General features: G+C 70.4%; 11 protein-coding genes. 3 read left to right on the top strand and 8 right to left on the bottom strand.

Features of this window, described 5'->3' with window-relative positions; translation table 11 throughout:
- Nucleotides 1-102 precede the first annotated feature (102 nt).
- Entirely contained in the window at nucleotides 103-1,299 is a 1,197-nt protein-coding gene (locus ACIBAG_RS19820) for a serine hydrolase domain-containing protein (protein WP_399106776.1), read from the top strand.
- A gap of 26 nt (nucleotides 1,300-1,325) precedes the next feature.
- On the opposite strand, the gene ACIBAG_RS19815 is transcribed toward ACIBAG_RS19820, so the two are convergent.
- The 5 genes from ACIBAG_RS19815 to ACIBAG_RS19795 all read right to left on the bottom strand — a co-directional run bounded on the left by ACIBAG_RS19815 (nucleotide 1,326) and on the right by ACIBAG_RS19795 (nucleotide 9,217).
- On the bottom strand, nucleotides 1,326-2,966 hold the full coding sequence (locus ACIBAG_RS19815) for an ABC-F family ATP-binding cassette domain-containing protein (RefSeq protein ID WP_399106774.1): 1,641 nt from the start codon (nucleotides 2,964-2,966) through the stop codon (nucleotides 1,326-1,328).
- Between the two features lie 117 nt (nucleotides 2,967-3,083).
- Nucleotides 3,084-4,106, bottom strand: a complete 1,023-nt coding sequence (locus ACIBAG_RS19810) for an oxidoreductase (RefSeq protein WP_399106772.1) — start codon at nucleotides 4,104-4,106, stop codon at nucleotides 3,084-3,086.
- Nucleotides 4,107-4,210: 104 nt separating this feature from the next.
- Nucleotides 4,211-5,914 carry a BCCT family transporter gene (locus ACIBAG_RS19805; RefSeq protein ID WP_399106770.1) on the bottom strand — a complete coding sequence of 568 codons (1,704 nt, stop codon included), beginning with the start codon at nucleotides 5,912-5,914 and terminating at the stop codon, nucleotides 4,211-4,213.
- An 88-nt stretch (nucleotides 5,915-6,002) separates the two neighbouring features.
- Nucleotides 6,003-7,262, bottom strand: coding sequence for a M14 family metallocarboxypeptidase (locus ACIBAG_RS19800; protein ID WP_399106768.1), 1,260 nt, complete (start codon nucleotides 7,260-7,262; stop codon nucleotides 6,003-6,005).
- Nucleotides 7,259-9,217: a Xaa-Pro dipeptidyl-peptidase gene (locus ACIBAG_RS19795; RefSeq protein ID WP_399106766.1), complete on the bottom strand. Its 1,959-nt coding sequence runs from the start codon at nucleotides 9,215-9,217 to the stop codon at nucleotides 7,259-7,261. The genes ACIBAG_RS19800 and ACIBAG_RS19795 overlap by 4 nt, the downstream gene beginning before the upstream one ends.
- A 208-nt stretch (nucleotides 9,218-9,425) precedes the next feature.
- Between ACIBAG_RS19795 and ACIBAG_RS19790 the strand changes: the two genes are divergently transcribed.
- Complete coding sequence (locus ACIBAG_RS19790) at nucleotides 9,426-10,955, top strand: M1 family metallopeptidase (protein ID WP_399106764.1); 1,530 nt, start codon at nucleotides 9,426-9,428, stop codon at nucleotides 10,953-10,955.
- A gap of 80 nt (nucleotides 10,956-11,035) precedes the next feature.
- Here the strand turns inward: ACIBAG_RS19790 and ACIBAG_RS19785 are convergent, their stop codons facing one another.
- The 3 genes from ACIBAG_RS19785 to ACIBAG_RS19775 all read right to left on the bottom strand — a co-directional run bounded on the left by ACIBAG_RS19785 (nucleotide 11,036) and on the right by ACIBAG_RS19775 (nucleotide 13,958).
- Nucleotides 11,036-11,938, bottom strand: a complete 903-nt coding sequence (locus ACIBAG_RS19785; protein ID WP_399106762.1) for a PfkB family carbohydrate kinase — start codon at nucleotides 11,936-11,938, stop codon at nucleotides 11,036-11,038.
- Nucleotides 11,935-12,423, bottom strand: coding sequence for a macro domain-containing protein (locus ACIBAG_RS19780; protein ID WP_399106760.1), 489 nt, complete (start codon nucleotides 12,421-12,423; stop codon nucleotides 11,935-11,937). The genes ACIBAG_RS19785 and ACIBAG_RS19780 overlap by 4 nt, the downstream gene beginning before the upstream one ends.
- Nucleotides 12,424-12,491: 68 nt before the next feature.
- Nucleotides 12,492-13,958, bottom strand: a complete 1,467-nt coding sequence (locus tag ACIBAG_RS19775; RefSeq protein ID WP_399106758.1) for an amino acid permease — start codon at nucleotides 13,956-13,958, stop codon at nucleotides 12,492-12,494.
- Nucleotides 13,959-14,178: 220 nt separating this feature from the next.
- On the opposite strand from ACIBAG_RS19775, the gene ACIBAG_RS19770 reads away from it, so the two are divergent.
- Nucleotides 14,179-14,916, top strand: coding sequence for a MerR family transcriptional regulator (locus ACIBAG_RS19770; RefSeq protein ID WP_399106756.1), 738 nt, complete (start codon nucleotides 14,179-14,181; stop codon nucleotides 14,914-14,916).
- Nucleotides 14,917-15,554 lie beyond the last annotated feature (638 nt).

Below are 15,554 nucleotides of genomic sequence, written 5' to 3'. Positions count from 1 at the left end.
GCGGCCTGTTGGGCCATCCGCAGTAGCGGGCGCGGCGGCCGGGATCCGGGCGGGAATGGCTGGACGGACCGCTCGTGTGTCCGACGCCGCCCAGGAGAGCCGATGCCGACCCTCACCCCGCCTCGCCGCCGTTCTCCACTCGGCCCCCGTCTCGCGGCGGCGTCCCTCATCACCGTCTGTCTGGTGCTGCTGTCAGCTGTCGGAGCGGGCGCCACCCAGCGGCCCGGAGCGCATCCTCCCGACACGCTGCAGCAGCAGTTGGACGACCTGGTGCGCACGCCGGGCGGCCCGCCCGGTGCCATCGCCGTCCTCCGTGACGGCCGGGGCAGCAGGGTCGTCCGGGCCGGCGTCTCGAACCTGGCCACCGGCCGCAGGCCCCAACCCGGGGACCACATGCGCATCGCCAGTGCGGCCAAGGCGTTCAGCGGCGCGGTGGCGTTGTCCCTCGTCGACCGCCGCCACCTGCGTCTCGACGACACCGTGCGGGAACGTCTGCCGCAACTGCCCCGGGCCTGGGGCGCCGTGACGCTGCGCCAGCTGCTGAACCACACCAGTGGCCTGCCCGACTACTCGCGCGCCCCGGCGTTCGCGCGGACCCTGCAGGCCAACCCACGGCACCGCTTCGACTCCCGCCGGCTGCTCGACTACGTCGCCGACCGGCCGCTGCTGTTCCGGCCCGGCACCCGGTACCAGTACTCCAACTCGGACAACATCGCCGTCGCCCTGATGGCGGAGGCGGCGACCGGCGTCCGGTACGAACGGCTCCTGGACGAGTTGGTGTACCGGCCGCTGGGCCTGTTCCGCACGAGCTTGCCGCAGGGCCATCTGATGCCGGTGCCGTACCTGCACGGCTACGACGTGAGCCCGCCCGCGCCGCCGGAGGACGTGAGCGAGGTCCTCGGCATGTCCGGGGTCTGGGCGTCGGGCGGCATCGTCTCCACGCCCATCGACATGACCCGCTTCGTGCGCGGCTACGTCGGCGGCCGGCTGTACGGCCGCCCTCTCGTGCGGGAGCAGCGCCGCTGGATTCCCGGTGCGGCGTCCGAGCCCGCCGGGCCGGGCCGCAACGACGCGGGCCTCGCCCTCTTCCGGTACACGACCCGGTGCGGTGTGGTGCTGGGGCACACGGGCAACACCCTCGGCTATACGCAGCTGATCGCCGCCACGCCGGACGGGCGCCGGTCGCTGACGTTCTCGGTCACCACCCAGATCACCGAGGCCATGAACCCCGTTCTGCTGCGGAAGCTGCGCGCCGTGCAGGAGAACTTCGTCTGCGCGCTGCTGTGCCACGGACGCTGAGACAGGCGCCCTGGCGTTCGGTCGCCTCAGCGTTCCGTCACCTTGCCGTCGGCGACCTCCAGGCGGCGGGTGACGTGGACGGCGTCGAGCATGCGCCGGTCGTGGGTGACCAGGAGCAGCGTGCCCTCGTAGGCGTCCAGAGCCGATTCGAGTTGCTCGATGGCCGGCAGGTCGAGGTGGTTGGTGGGCTCGTCGAGGACGAGCAGGTTGACGCCCCGGCCCTGGAGGAGGGCGAGGGCGGCGCGGGTGCGCTCGCCCGGGGAGAGGGTGGCAGCCGAGCGCAGGACGTGGTCGGTCTTGAGGCCGAACTTGGCCAGGAGGGTGCGTACTTCGACCGGTTCGGTGTCCGGGACCGCGGCACAGAAGGCGTCCAGTAGCGACTCCTCGCCGTGGAACAGCTTGCGGGCCTGGTCGACCTCGCCGATCAGGACGCCCGAGCCGAGCGTCGCCTGGCCCGCCGTGAGGGGGATACGGCCCAGCAGGGCGCCCAGCAGCGTCGACTTGCCCGCGCCGTTCGCACCGGTGACCGCCACCCGGTCCGCCCAGTCGATCTGCAGGGACACCGGGCCGAGGGTGAAGTCGCCGCGGCCCACCTCGGCGTCCCGCAGGGTCGCCACGACCGCGCCCGAGCGGGGCGCCGAGGCGATCTCCATGCGCAGTTCCCACTCCTTGCGCGGCTCCTCGACGACCTCCAGCCGCTCGATCATCCGCTGGGTCTGGCGGGCCTTCGCGGCCTGCTTCTCGCTGGCCTCGCTGCGGAACTTGCGGCCGATCTTGTCGTTGTCGTTGCCGGCCTTGCGCCGGGCGTTCTTCACGCCCTTGTCCATCCACGCGCGCTGCGTCTGCGCCCGTTCCTGGAGGGCGGCCTTCTTGTCGGCGTACTCCTCGTAGTCGTCACGGGCGTGGCGGCGGGCCACCTCGCGTTCCTCCAGGTAGGCCTCGTAGCCGCCGCCGTAGAGGTTGATCTGCCGCTGGGCGAGGTCGAGTTCGAGGACCTTGGTGACCGTGCGGGTGAGGAACTCCCGGTCGTGGCTGACGACGACGGTGCCGGCGCGCAGACCGGCGACGAAGCGTTCCAGGCGCTCCAGGCCGTCGAGGTCGAGGTCGTTGGTGGGCTCGTCGAGGAGGAAGACGTCGTAGCGCGACAGCAGCAGCGAGGCGAGTCCGGCTCGCGCCGCCTGGCCACCCGACAGGGACGTCATCGGCTGGTCCAGGTCCACCGCCAGGCCCAGCGAGTCGGCGACCTCCTCCGCCCGCTCGTCGAGGTCGGCGCCGCCCAGGTCCAGCCAGCGCTCCAGGCTCGTGGCGTACGCGTCGTCCGCGCCCGGCGCCCCGTCGACGAGGGCCTGAGTCGCCTCGTCCATCACCCGCTGGGCCTCGGCCACTCCGGTACGGCGGGCCAGGAACTGCCGTACGGTCTCGCCGGGGCGCCGCTCCGGCTCCTGCGGAAGGTGACCGACGGTCGCGGTCGGCGGCGACAGTCGCAGCTCGCCCTCCTCGGGCGCGCTCAGCCCGGCGAGCAGGCGCAGCAGCGTGGACTTGCCCGCGCCGTTGGCCCCGACCAGGCCGATCACGTCTCCGGGCGCCACGACGAGATCGAGCCCACTGAACAGGGAACGGTCGCCGTGCCCGGCGGCGAGGTTCTTGGCGACGAGAGTGGCAGTCACAGAGGGCGATCCTAGTGGCAGGGCCGCACAGGACGCGCCGGGGTTTTCCGGCGCGCAAGATCGCCGAGGGCTTGGCGCATATCGCGGCACCCACCCGTCGCGGCACCCAGCGGAGCGTTACCGCGCCATGGCCTCCACCAGCACACTCCCGGACGTCCGAGCCACCACGAACGACTCCCCCTTCACCGCCTTCGCGTCCAACGCGATCCGATGGCGCCCTGCCTCCAGAACGCCGTCGAAGACCTCATGTGTGTGCGTGCGGTACAGAAAGTCGAGGCGGTACGCCGTCAGCCGCACCCGGCAGGGCGAGGTGACCTCGACGCCCGCCTCACCGTCGGCGGCCACCAGACGGGTCAGCCGGCGTTGTTCGACCGGGCTGCGGTCCAGGGCGTGTTCGATCTGGGCGACCAGCAACGGCACGATGGGCGCGAGGCCGTCGACGTAGGCCACGTCGACTCCGGCGTCCGCGAAGGCCCGGCGTACGGCGGCCCGCTGCTCCTCGCCGACCGCGCGCCCGAAGGCGACGGCACCGTATCCGCGCAGTTCGTCGGCGGGGACGCCGCCCACGTCATGGGTGATGTCGGCGCCGATCCCGATGGTGCGCAGGGCGGCGGCGAGCTTGGCGAGGAGGGCGACGCGGGCGCCGATGAGGAGCACCCGGCGGCGTGGCGCCTCGGTGTCGTGGTCGAGCAGGGAGCCGAGGGCCGCGCGGTAGTCGGCGCCCCGGAAGCGGAAGGGGCCGATGCCGTGGTAGCCGTTGAGCTCCAGGTCGGCGTGTTCCTCCGTCTGCCAGGCGAAGTCCCGCCAGATGTAGTCGTCGCCGTCCTTGTCGATGACCGCGGTGACGGCGCCGCAGGCGAGGTCCGCGCACTCGGGGCAGCCGTAGATGACATACCGGCTGCCTGGAAGCGGGGCCTCCGCCTCCAGGAGCAGGCTGCGGACGTGTGCGGTGAAGATGGCGGGCGGGACGTCGGAGGCGAGCGGGGAGACGGCGTCGAGGTCGGAGAGCTGGAACAGCAGCGGGCGTCCGTCGACTATGAAGTCCACGAAATCCCGGTGCACCTGGAAGTCACCGTTGGCGAGGACGCCACCGGCACGCATCGCCGGTGCCAGGCCGAAGGTCGCGTACTCGGCAGACATGCTGTGAGTATCCCCAGGACGGGACCGATATGAGCGCGGCATGACATATTCCGCTACGTCCCGGCACGGGGACGAACAGGTGGCCGAGGCCGTGCCTGCGCCGGTCAGTCGTGGTCGTGGCCCAGCGGGTCGCCCTCCGCTCCCGTTCCGGGGCCCGGGCCGACCTGGATCTCGAACTCGCCGTCGTATCTCTTGTGGCCCTCGATCACCGCGAGTTCGACGGCCTCGGAGGCCATCTCCCCGCGCACGGTGACGGGATCCCGGCGCAGATCGCGCATGAGGGCGACGCACATGCCGATCATCACGAGGACGAACGGCGCGGCGGCCAGGATCGTGAGGTTCTGCAGGCCGGTGAGCGCATCGCCCTGGCCGCTGCCGACCAGCAGCATGATGGCGGCGACCGCTCCGGTCACGACACCCCAGAACACGACGACGAAGCGGCCGGGTTCGAGGGAGCCGCGCTGGGAGAGCGTGCCCATCACGATGGAGGCGGCGTCGGCTCCCGAGACGAAGAAGATGCCGACCAGGATCATCACGAGCAGGCTGGTGGCGGTCGCGATGGGGAACTCCTTCAGGAGGCCGAAGAGCTGGCCCTCGGGGGTCTCCTCGCCGCCGAGGCCGCCGCCCTCCTTCACCTTCATCGCCGTACCGCCGAAGATCGCGAACCAGACCAGGCTGACCGTGCTGGGCACGAGGATGACGCCGCCGACGAACTGCCGGATGGTGCGGCCCCGGCTGATGCGGGCGATGAACATGCCGACGAAGGGCGTCCAGGAGATCCACCAGGCCCAGTAGAAGACGGTCCAGCTGCCCAGCCAGTCCGCGACGCCCTCGCCGCCGCTGGCCTCGGTGCGGCCGGCGAGCTGGGGCAGTTCGCCGAGGTAGGAGAAGACCGAGGTGGGCAGCAGGTCGAGGACGATGATCGTCGGGCCCGCGATGAACACGAAGAGGGCGAGGACCAGGGCGAGCACCATGTTGGTGTTGGACAGCCACTGGATGCCCCGCTCGATCCCGGAGACGGCCGAGGCGACGAACGCCAGGGTCAGTACGGCGATGATGGCGACGAGCAGGCCCTCGCTCACGTCGTCCATCCAGCCCAGTTCCTCGAAGCCGGAGCCGATCTGGAGCGCGCCGAGGCCCAGGGAGGCCGCGGACCCGAAGACGGTGGCGATGATCGCGAGGATGTCGATCACCCGGCCTCCGGCGCCGTTCGCGTGCTTCTCTCCGATCAGCGGGGTGAAGACCGCGCTGATGGTCTGGCGCCGGCGCTGGCGGAAGGTGCTGTAGGCGATGCCGAGTCCGACCACGGCGTAGATCGCCCAGGGGTGCAGGGTCCAGTGGAAGAGCGTGGTGGCCATCGCCGTCTCCATGCGCTCGCCGGAGCCCGCGGGGTCCGTGCCCGGCGGTGGGGTCGTGTAGTGCGCGAGCGGCTCGCTGACGCCGTAGAACATCAGGCCGATGCCCATGCCGGCGCTGAACATCATCGCGACCCAGGAGACAGTGCGGAACTCCGGCTTCTCGCCCTCGGCGCCGAGGTGGATACGGCCGTAGCGGCTGATCGCGAGCCACAGCGCGAAGACCACGAAGCACGAGGCGGCCAGCATGAAGGCCCAGCCGGCGTTGTGGATCAGGCCGTTGAGCATCTTCGTGGACACGCTCTCCAGCGAGTCCGTGGCCGTCCAGCCCCAGATCACGAAAGCCACGGTGATGACGGCGGTGACGCCGAACACGATCCTGTCCGTGGGGCGGCCGGAAACATCCGGCGGACCTTCCCGGCCGCCGCCCCTCTTCTTCAGATCCTCGGTCATCTGCGGCACCTTCCCCTGAAAACGGTGGATACGCCGGTTCCACATCGTCTCCCTGGACCTACCACAGATCCCGTCGATCGCAGCCGTTTCAGCAGTCGGTGTCGGGCTCGGCGGCTGTCAGGTGGTACGGGGCACGCTCGTCGAGGAGCAGCGGGACGAGGGCGCGCAGGGACTGGCGGAGCGGGACGTAGGTGCCGCGTGTCGTCACTGCGTGCAGGGCGAGTTCGTCCTTCACCTCCGCGTACTGGTCGTCGGTGAGCCGGTAGCCGCAGGGCGGGTCCTGGATCACCTCGGCCGGTTCGGCCGGGTCGTTGTCGGCGCCGCCGACGTACACGGGCCCGGTGTCGGCGTAGCCCGCCACCCGGGCGAGACCCGTCGCCGCCTCGACCTGACCGCGACGGGCGTCCGTGAAGTCGAACAGGCCGTCCAAGGCGGCGAGTTGGGAGTGCACCCGGCGCCGGTTGTTGAGGGCCTCATCCGCCTTCTCGGCGTCCGTGAGGGGGTCGACGCGACTCTCGATCAGCAGGCCGACCGCGTGCTTGACGCCGGACATGTTGCGCAGGATGCGTTCCTGGCCGTCGCCGGCGACCTGCTTCATCGGTTCGCCGGTGACCGGGTCGGTCCAGATGCCGTAGGTGCCGGTCGAGTAGCCGGCGCTCGTGGCGGCGGGGCGTACGTACGACCCCGACAGGGCCTCGGCCTCGTCGTGGACGTGCGGGTTCGTGTTGAGGTTGCGCGGCCACAGGTCGAACAGGTCCTTGTCGTAGTACGGGGGTGTGGCGCCGTACTCGTGCAGGTCGTAGACGACGTCGGGGCGTTGGTCGCGGATGACCGCGGCCATGGCCCGGCCCTCGGCGGTCCGCAGCGCGAGGTGGTCGCGGTTGATGTCCACGCCGTCGCTGTTGCCGCGGGTGTCGGCGACCCGGCCGTCGGGGTTGGCGGTGGGCACGACCAGCAGGGTGGTGCGCTCCAGGAAACGCCGGGTCTGCCGGTCCGTCGCGTAGGCCAGGTCACGGATCGTGGACAGGCAGGCCTCGCGGCCGGAGGGCTCGTCGCCGTGCTGGCTGCAGATGAGCAGCACCTTGTTCGGGGTGGGGCTGGTGCCGATGCGGACCAGTTGGAGCGGGCGGCCCTGTTTCGTCGTGCCGATGCGGGCGACGGAGACGCGGTCGCTCGCCTTGTCGACGGCCGCGAGGAAGTCCTGCTCCTCGGCCTCCCCGGTCCAGCCGGCGCCGTTCGACTGCTCGAAGCCGGTGCGGGGCGGGGAGTCGGCGGCGTGGGCCGGTACGGCGACGAGGGATGCGGCGAGGGCCGCCGCGGTGAGGGTGAGGGCTCGGATGCCGGTCACTGGCCTCCCTCCGGGATGCGGTGGATGGTGCGGGGTGCGGTCACGCCGTCGAGGGGTGTGGCCTCGGGGGCGGCGGAGACGGAGCCCGCCGTGGCGCGGGCGAAGGCGAGGGCGCCGCCGACCAGCGGGAGGCGGGCCTTGGTGCGGGCGAGGTCGAGGGTCAGGGTCGGTGTGGTCGACGGAGGATCGATCAGGTCCTTGTCCGTGCCGGCGACGATCAGGGCGAGGCGGTGTCCGGCCGGGACGACGTGGTCGGTGGCCGCCAGGTCGAGGGTGATCGTGTACGCCTTACCCGGTGTGAGCGGTTCGCCCTTCCGGTCCGAGGCGTAATTGCCCAGGTCGGCCCAGCCCCGGCTGACGACCGTGTAGTCGACGTCGGCGGTCTTGGCCTTGGTCTCCTTGAAGCAGGCGCTGTCGCCGGTGGTGCTGACGCCCCAGCAGGTGCGGTCGGTGAGCGTGGTGATGCCCTCGCCGCTCGTCGCGTAGTCGCGGATGGTGTCGGGGCCGAGGTCGACCAGGACGGCGGAGAGGTGAGCCGTCGAGGTGGTCGGGGTAGCGGTGACGGTCACCTCGGAGGAGCCGGACAGGCGCAGGTCGCGGGTGAGCGGCTTGGTCACGAAGCCGGCCTTGTCGGGGGTGGGCCGGTCGATGTGGGCGGCCCAGTCGGTCTCGCCGTGCTGCGGGTCGTCGGTGAAGGTCTCGGTGCCCTTGCCCTTGCTCAGACCGAGGGTGCCGACGCCCGCCTGGGTGCCCTTGGCCGGGCGCAGGGTGGTCGTGTCGGTGCCGCGCGGGGGCCAGGCCTTCGAGGTGACCCACTGGTCGGGGTGGCGCTCGATGTCGGCCATCGGCTCGCGGTCGATGCCGTTGTCGTAGCCGAGGAGTTCGTGGTCGAACCAGCGGTGCAGGGTGTCCACCCATTCGGCGCGGCGGAAGTCGAACGGGTCCACGTGGCCGGTCTGGGAGAGCCATATCTTGCGCTCGACGCCGTTCTTCGCCAGCGCGTCCCACCACTGGCCCACGTGCTTCATACGGACGTTGAGGTCCTGCATGCCGTGGATCAGGAAGACGCTCGCCCTGACCTTGCGCGCGTCCTTCACGTAGTCCCGCTCCGTCCACAGCGGCGTCCAGTCGCCGGAGCGCGGGGCCCCGTCGACGAGCATCTGCTGGACGGCGCCGCACTTGGCGCGGGCGTCGGGGCTGTCGACGTAGTCGGACAGCCAGTGGGGGCCCGAGTCGTACAGCGGAGCGCCCTGCTGGAAGTAGTAGTCGTACCAGGAGGAGATGGCGCTGATCGGCACGATGGTCTTCAGGCCCTCGACCCCGGTGGCGGCGACGCCGTTGGCGATGGTGCCGTCCCAGCTCTTGCCGATCATGCCGGTGCGGCCGTTGGTCCACGTAGCGGTGGCCTTGGTGGTGCCGGTGCGGGTCGTGTACGCCTTCGCCCGGCCGTTCAGCCAGTCGACGACGGCCTTCGCGGAGAGGATGTCGGAGCGGCCGCCGACGTCCACGCAGCCGTCGGAGCGGTTGGTGCCGGCGAGGTCGACGCCGACGAAGGCGTAGCCGCGGGGCACGAAGTAGTTGTCGTAGAACAGCGGCATCTGGACGACGTCGCCATTCGCGTCGTACGTCTTCTTCTGGCCTTCGTTGCCACGCCCGCAGCAGGAGTAGTACGGGCTGGCATCCATGATGACGGGCACCTTGCGGCCCTGCGCGGCCGTCTCGCGGGGCCGGACGATGTCGACGGCGACGCGGTCGCCCTTCCCGTCGCGGTCGTGGTCGAGTCCGGTGTCCACCCATACGGCCTCGCGGATGGCGTTCTCGTACGAGTAGACGGGCCTGCTCTCCCGCGGGGCGGCCGCGTTGGCCGTCGCAGGTGAGAGGAACGCGGCCAGCAGGGCGCCTGCGGCCGCCGTCGCGAGCGGTCTCCAGATCGTGAAGCGCATGCGTTTCGACATGCGCGGACGTTACATCGGTCAACTCCCGTGCAGAAGAGGGCGGCTGATGGCGCATGAGATCCCACGTGGCCGATAAACGCCCCTGGGGCGGGTCGGTTCATGTCGGCCGAATGGCGATCGTGTGACAGCAGTGGTCATGGACACACCGGGGACACAGGTGGTGAATAGGCTCCGGACAGACTTCGGGCCCCTACGACTTGGAGCTTTCGTGCACCGCAGAATCATGGCGCCGGGCGCACTCGCAGCCGCCTCTCTGATGCTGGCGATCCCGGCGTCGGCCGCGAGCAGCACCCCCGGCGCTCCGGGCATCGGCGACCCCTACTACCCGGCCTACGGCAATGGCGGATACGACGTCTCCCACTACGACCTGCGGCTGAAGTACCGGCCGGCCACGGACGAGTTGGAGGGTACGGCGACCCTGCTGGCGAAGACCACGCAGGACCTGTCCCGCTTCAATCTGGACTTCCTGCTGGACGTCAGCGAGGTCCGGGTCAACGGCGCCAAGGCGTCGTTCGCGACGTCGGGCGAGCACGAGCTGGAGATCACGCCGAGGAAACCGTTGGCCAAGGGCACGGACGTCTCTGTGGTCGTGCGGTACCGGGGAGTGCCGTCCTCGAAGGAGGCGTACGGCTTCACCAGCTGGCACCGTACTCCGGACGGCGGCGTCGGGGCGAACGAGCCCGAGGCCGCCTGGTGGTGGTTCCCCAGCAACGACCACCCGCTCGACAAGGCGACCTACGACGTCTCGGTGCTGGTCCCGGACGGCACGCAGGCCATCTCCAACGGCACGCTGCAGTCGACGAGTTCACGGCTGGGCTGGACCCGCTACAACTGGCGCTCCGACAAGCCGCAGGCGACATATCTCGCCACGCTCGCGGTGGGCAGGTTCGACGTGACCACCGGGACCACCGAGAGCGGTATCCCGGTCATCAACGCCTACAGCAAGGACCTGGGCGCGCACTACGGCGCGGCGCGGGCGAGCATCGAGCGGACCGGGGAGATCGCCGACTGGCTGAGCGAGTACTTCGGGCCGTATCCGTACAACGCGCTCGGCGGGTACGTGCCGAACACCGACACCGGGTACGCGCTGGAGACACAGACCCGGCCGTTCTACAGTCCGCGGAACTTCGCGAACGGGTCGAACACCTCCCTTGTCGTCCATGAGCTGGCCCATCAGTGGTACGGCGACCTGGTGTCCGTGAAGGACTGGAAGGACATCTGGATCAACGAGGGCTTCGCGCGGTACGCGCAGTGGCTGTGGTCGGAGCACGAGGGTGAGGGGACGGCGCAGGAGATCGCCGACTACGTGTACGCCTCGCGTGCGGCCGACGATGCGTTCTGGACGGTCAAGCCCGGTGACCCCGGGCCGGAGAACCAGTTCCACGTCGCGGTCTACGAGCGGGGGGCGCTGACCCTGCAGGCGCTGCGCAACGAGATCGGGGACGAGGCGTTCTTCGCGATCCTCAAGGGGTGGACACAGAAGTACGCCTACGGCAACGCGTCGGTGGCCGACTTCCAGCGGTATGCCGAGGAGGTGTCCGGGAAGCCGCTGGCCGCGCTGTTCGACACGTGGCTGTTCCAGCCGTCGAAGCCGGGTGCTGCCGCGGCTCGGGCGGCGTCGGTCGCGCCCGCGTCGGTGGCCCCGGTGAAGCCTGAGTCGTGGAAGAAGATCGCGGCTACCAATGGTGTGCATGACCATGAGGCCGGCAAGCCGTACGAGGACGAACATGAGCACTGAGTGCGCGGCTGGAACTGCCGCATCATGTCGTCGGGCGGCTGCGGGTGCATTGTGGCTTGTCGCGCAGTTCCCCGCGCCCCTTAGGGCATTGCGGTGCGCTTAGTCAGTTCGTCCCGTCCTATCGCGCTCGTCTCCGTCGACGGCACCGTGCAGGCGTGGGCGCCGGCCGCCGCGCCGTACAGGGCGCACCGTTGCGGTGGCTCACCGGTGAGGCGGCCGAAGAGGAAGGCTGCGGCAAAGGCGTCGCCCGCTCCGTTGGTGTCCACCACCGGGGCGGGCGGCGCCGCAGTCGGTATCAGGGTCAGCTCTCCGTCGGCCAGCAGATACGCACCCTGTGCACCCGCAGTGGCGACGACGACCTCGGCGCGCCCGCGCTCGACAATGCGGCGCATGGTGCGCTCCGGGTCGGGCAGGGCGGCGGCGGAGAGGAAGACCACGTCCGCCGTGTAGGCGAACGGCTCCTGGTACGGGTTCTCGCCGTCCCAGTCGTGCAGGTCGGTCGAGATGCTCGCGCCTGACTCGCGCAGGGCCGGCAGGGTGTGGGCGCACGGCTGGGTGATCGACACGTGCACGTGCCGGCTGGCCCCGGCAAGGGCACGGACCGTGGCCTCGGGCAGCCGGTCGTCGGGGTGGGAGCGGCTCGTGTCGTACAGCGACAGCCGGCGGCCGTCGGGGCCGACGAGGTTGACGGCGCGCTTGGTGCCCGCCGGTTGCGGTACGGCCGTGAGTCCGATGCCGTGCTCGCGGTGCAGGGCACGGACGAGGTCGCCCTCGGGGTCGTCGCCGAGGAAGTCGATGTGGTGGGTGCGAAGTCCGAGGCTGCTCAGGCCGACGGCCACGAAGTCCCCGGTCTGCCCGGCGCGGGTGCGGATCCCCGAGTCGATCATGTAGCTGTCGGCGTACGGCAGCGGAAGCTCCGGCACGTACACGATGGTGTCCACGCCCGCACCGCCCAGCACGAGCACGTCGATGTCGCGGCTCAACTCCCGCCCTCCCCGTGGTCGTAGACCGTGACGGCGAGTCCGCGCTTCACCAGTCGCTCGGCTATAAGCGGCTCGATGCGGGACCACTTGCCGCCGGCCAGCCCACACCCTATCCGCGGCATGTGCACCGACGCGCCGAGCTCGGCCGCCTTCTGGCCGAGCCGCTCCAGAGCCGCGTCGATCGCCTGGTAGCGCACGGGGGCGCCCTTGCTGCCCGTCCGTATGCCGCGCTGGCCGACCATGTTGGCCACCCAGACGTACGGCTCGACCTGGACGAACTGGACCGCGCCCAGCCCGAAGTCGTTCGCGGCACGCTCCCGGTGCCAGGCGCGGTAGGACTTCTCCGGCTCGGGCCAGCGGCGCGATATGGCCAGGACGAAGCCCTTCCCCCATCCCCCGATGTCGTTGCAGACATGGGCGATCACCTTGACGCCCTTCACCGACGGAACGGTGGCGTCACCCCGGATGTAAGTGATCTCCGACATGACGCCACCGTAGAGGCCGCCACTGACAACGGCCGCTGAATCAGTGGGTGGGCTCGTCCCCGCCGGCCCTACTTCGTGAGCTCGGCCAGCTCCTGGTCCTCCGCCCGTGCCACCCGGCGCCTGATCCCGTACCAGCCGCCGACCAGCATCACCGCGATCACCGGGATCAGCAGCAGCGTCTTGCGGCCGACCTCGGGGTCGTTCCACATCATTCCCAGGCAGGCCAGCAGGAAGGCGATCGTGGCGATCTCCGTGACAGGGCTGCCGGGGAGGCGGAAGGAGGGCCGGGCCACCAGGCCCGCCTTGGCGCGGCGGACGAAGATCAGGTGGCAGACCATGATGATCACCCAGGTGGAGATGATGCCGAGGGAGGCGACGTTCAGCACGATCTCGAAGGCCTGGGCGGGCATGAGGAAGTTCAGGCCGACACCGAGCACGCACACCGCGCAGGTGAGCAGGATGCCGCCGTAGGGGACCTGGCTGCGGTTCATGCGGGCCGTGAACTTCGGGGCCGAGCCGGCCATCGCCATCGAGCGCAGGATGCGGCCCGTGGAGTACAGGCCCGAGTTCAGGGACGACATCGCGGCCGTCAGCACCACCAGGTTCATCACGTCCCCGGCACCCTCGACGCCGATCTTCGACAGGACCGTGACGAAGGGGCTCTCGTCGGCCGAGTAGACCGAGCCGGGGAGCAGCAGGGCGAGCAGGACGACGGAGCCGACGTAGAAGAGGCCCACGCGCCACATGATCGAGTTCACCGCGCGCGGGACGATCTTCTCCGGCTCGGCGGTCTCGCCCGCAGCCACGCCCACCAGCTCCAGGGCGGCGTACGCGAAGATCACACCCTGCATGACGAGGACGACGGGCATCAGGCCGTGCGGGAAGACGCCGCCGTTGTCGGTGATCACGCTCAGGCCCGGGGTCTGGCCGCCCACCTCGTGCTGGGTGGCGAGCAGGAAGATGCCGACGAACATGAAGGCGACCAGCGTGGCGACCTTGATGATCGCGAACCAGAACTCCATCTCGCCGAAGATCTTCACCGAGATCAGGTTGACCGCGAGGACCACGGCCAGCGCGATCAGGGCCAGCACCCACTGCGGGATGTCGGTGAACAGGCTCCAGTAGTGGGTGTAGAGCGCGATCGCCGTGATGTCGGCGATACCGGTCGTCGACCAGTTCAGGAAGTACATCCAGCCCGCGACGTACGCGCCCTTCTCACCGAGGAACTCGCGCGCGTACGACACGAAGGAGCCGGACGAGGGGCGGTAGAGGACCAGCTCGCCCAGCGCCCGGACCACGAAGAAGGCGAAGACGCCGCAGACGAGGTACGCGAGGGCGAGGGCCGGGCCCGCGTTGTGGAGGCGGCCGCCCGCTCCGAGGAAGAGGCCGGTGCCGATGGCCCCGCCGATGGCGATCATGTTGACGTGGCGGGCCTTGAGGTCCTTGCTGTAACCGGCGTCGCCCGCGTCCGCGGGCACCTGGGCCGCGTCGGTGCGGGGTGCGGCCACTGCCGTGTTCACGGCGTCCTTGCTCACGGGTTGTACCACTCTCTGGTGCGCCCGAGCGGATCGCGCTCGGGTGTCCGGACGTACGTATGGCCCGCGCCTTCCGTAAAGGCACAGACCAAGGGGCCACCTTCCCCCAGAGTGCGCGGCTCACGCGGTGGCGTATGTCACAGAGCGTTACTTCTCACACGGCTGTCACGCCGGTCGCGGGAGGTGTCACAGCACTGGTGAGACAGCGATACTGCTGCACATGACGACCGAGATCGAGGAGCCGACCCTCACGATCGACGAGCTGGCCGCTCGGGCGGGTGTGACGGTCCGCACGGTGCGGTTCTACGGCACCAAGGGGCTGCTGCCGCCTCCGGTGATCGGTCCGCGCAGGGTGGGTCACTACGGGCGCGAGCACCTGGCCCGGCTGGCGCTCATCGAGGAACTGCAGCAGCAGGGCATGACGCTGGCGGCCATCGAGCGGTACCTGCAGCAGCTGCCGCCCGACCTGGACGCCCATGACCTCGCCATTCACCGGGCCGTGGTGGCCTCCTGGGCGCCGGACGCCGTCGAGACGGTGACCCGGGCGGAGCTGGAGCGGCGGGCGGGGCGGGCGCTCGGCGACGACGACATCGAGCGGCTGGCCGCGATGGGGGTCGCCGAGGCGGGCGGCGATGAGTACCGCGTCGACCTCGGGCTGCTGCGGCTCGGAGTCGGGCTGCTGGACGTGCCGCTGTCGCAGGAGGCGATCCTCGCGGCGCGCAATGTCCTCATCGAGCACTCACGCGCCGCCGCGCACGAACTGTCGCAGCTCTTCCGCGGCGAGGTGTCCGAGCGCGCCGCGCAGGACGTGAAGTCACTCTCCGCGTACATGCAACCCGTGGTGGTCCAGGCCCTGCTGACGACGTTCCAGCGGTCGCTGCGCGAGGATCTGCGGGAGTGGCTGGGCGGCATCTCGGACGATGGCGGATCCGGTTCGGAGGAAGGCCGATCCGCATGACAAGCGGGGCCGTCGTGGGCGGCGCGGTGAACACGGCCGCCGAGACGGTGTTGACGACACGGCCCCACCCGGGGCCGAGCCCGATTCGGTAGTCGCCGCGGGCACAGAGGACCAGCACCCCTCGCGCAAGGACCGCCCTCGTGGCCTGACTGTCCGTCATGGGGTGGAGGCGGCCGCTTGTGGGTGCAGTGAGAAGGCGGGGCGAATCCAACTGCCGCGGTCGACGGCTGCGCACGCTCATTCCACAACAGGGAACCGACTGTGGGCCCTGTGCCCTACGCTCCTCGCCGAGGGGATTGCGCAGGGCGGGTGCCAGGACGCATGGCCACGAGGGATTCTCAGGCGGTCACGGGTGATCACGGCTCGGCAGTGGCCAGCGGTTCACCCTCGGTGACGGCGATCAGCGGCGACAGTGTCCAGGCAACCTTCGCCTCTCCTCCCCTGCCGTTCACGGTGCCGCACCAGTTGCCTCGTCACATCGGGGCGTTCACGGGGCGACGTCGTGAGCTGGACGACCTCCTGACACAGCTCGCGCCATCCGCGGGGCTGGTTCCCCGGCGGAACCGTCCATCTGTACCGCACGGCGCTGTCCGGCATGCGGGAGGCACTCCCGCTGATGGTCGACAACGCCGCCGACG

This window comes from Streptomyces sp. NPDC051243 (assembly GCF_044455405.1).
Classification (GTDB): domain Bacteria; phylum Actinomycetota; class Actinomycetes; order Streptomycetales; family Streptomycetaceae; genus Streptomyces.
The sequence above is the reverse complement of the archived record's forward strand: the minus strand, read 5'-3'. Positions and strand labels throughout refer to the sequence as shown.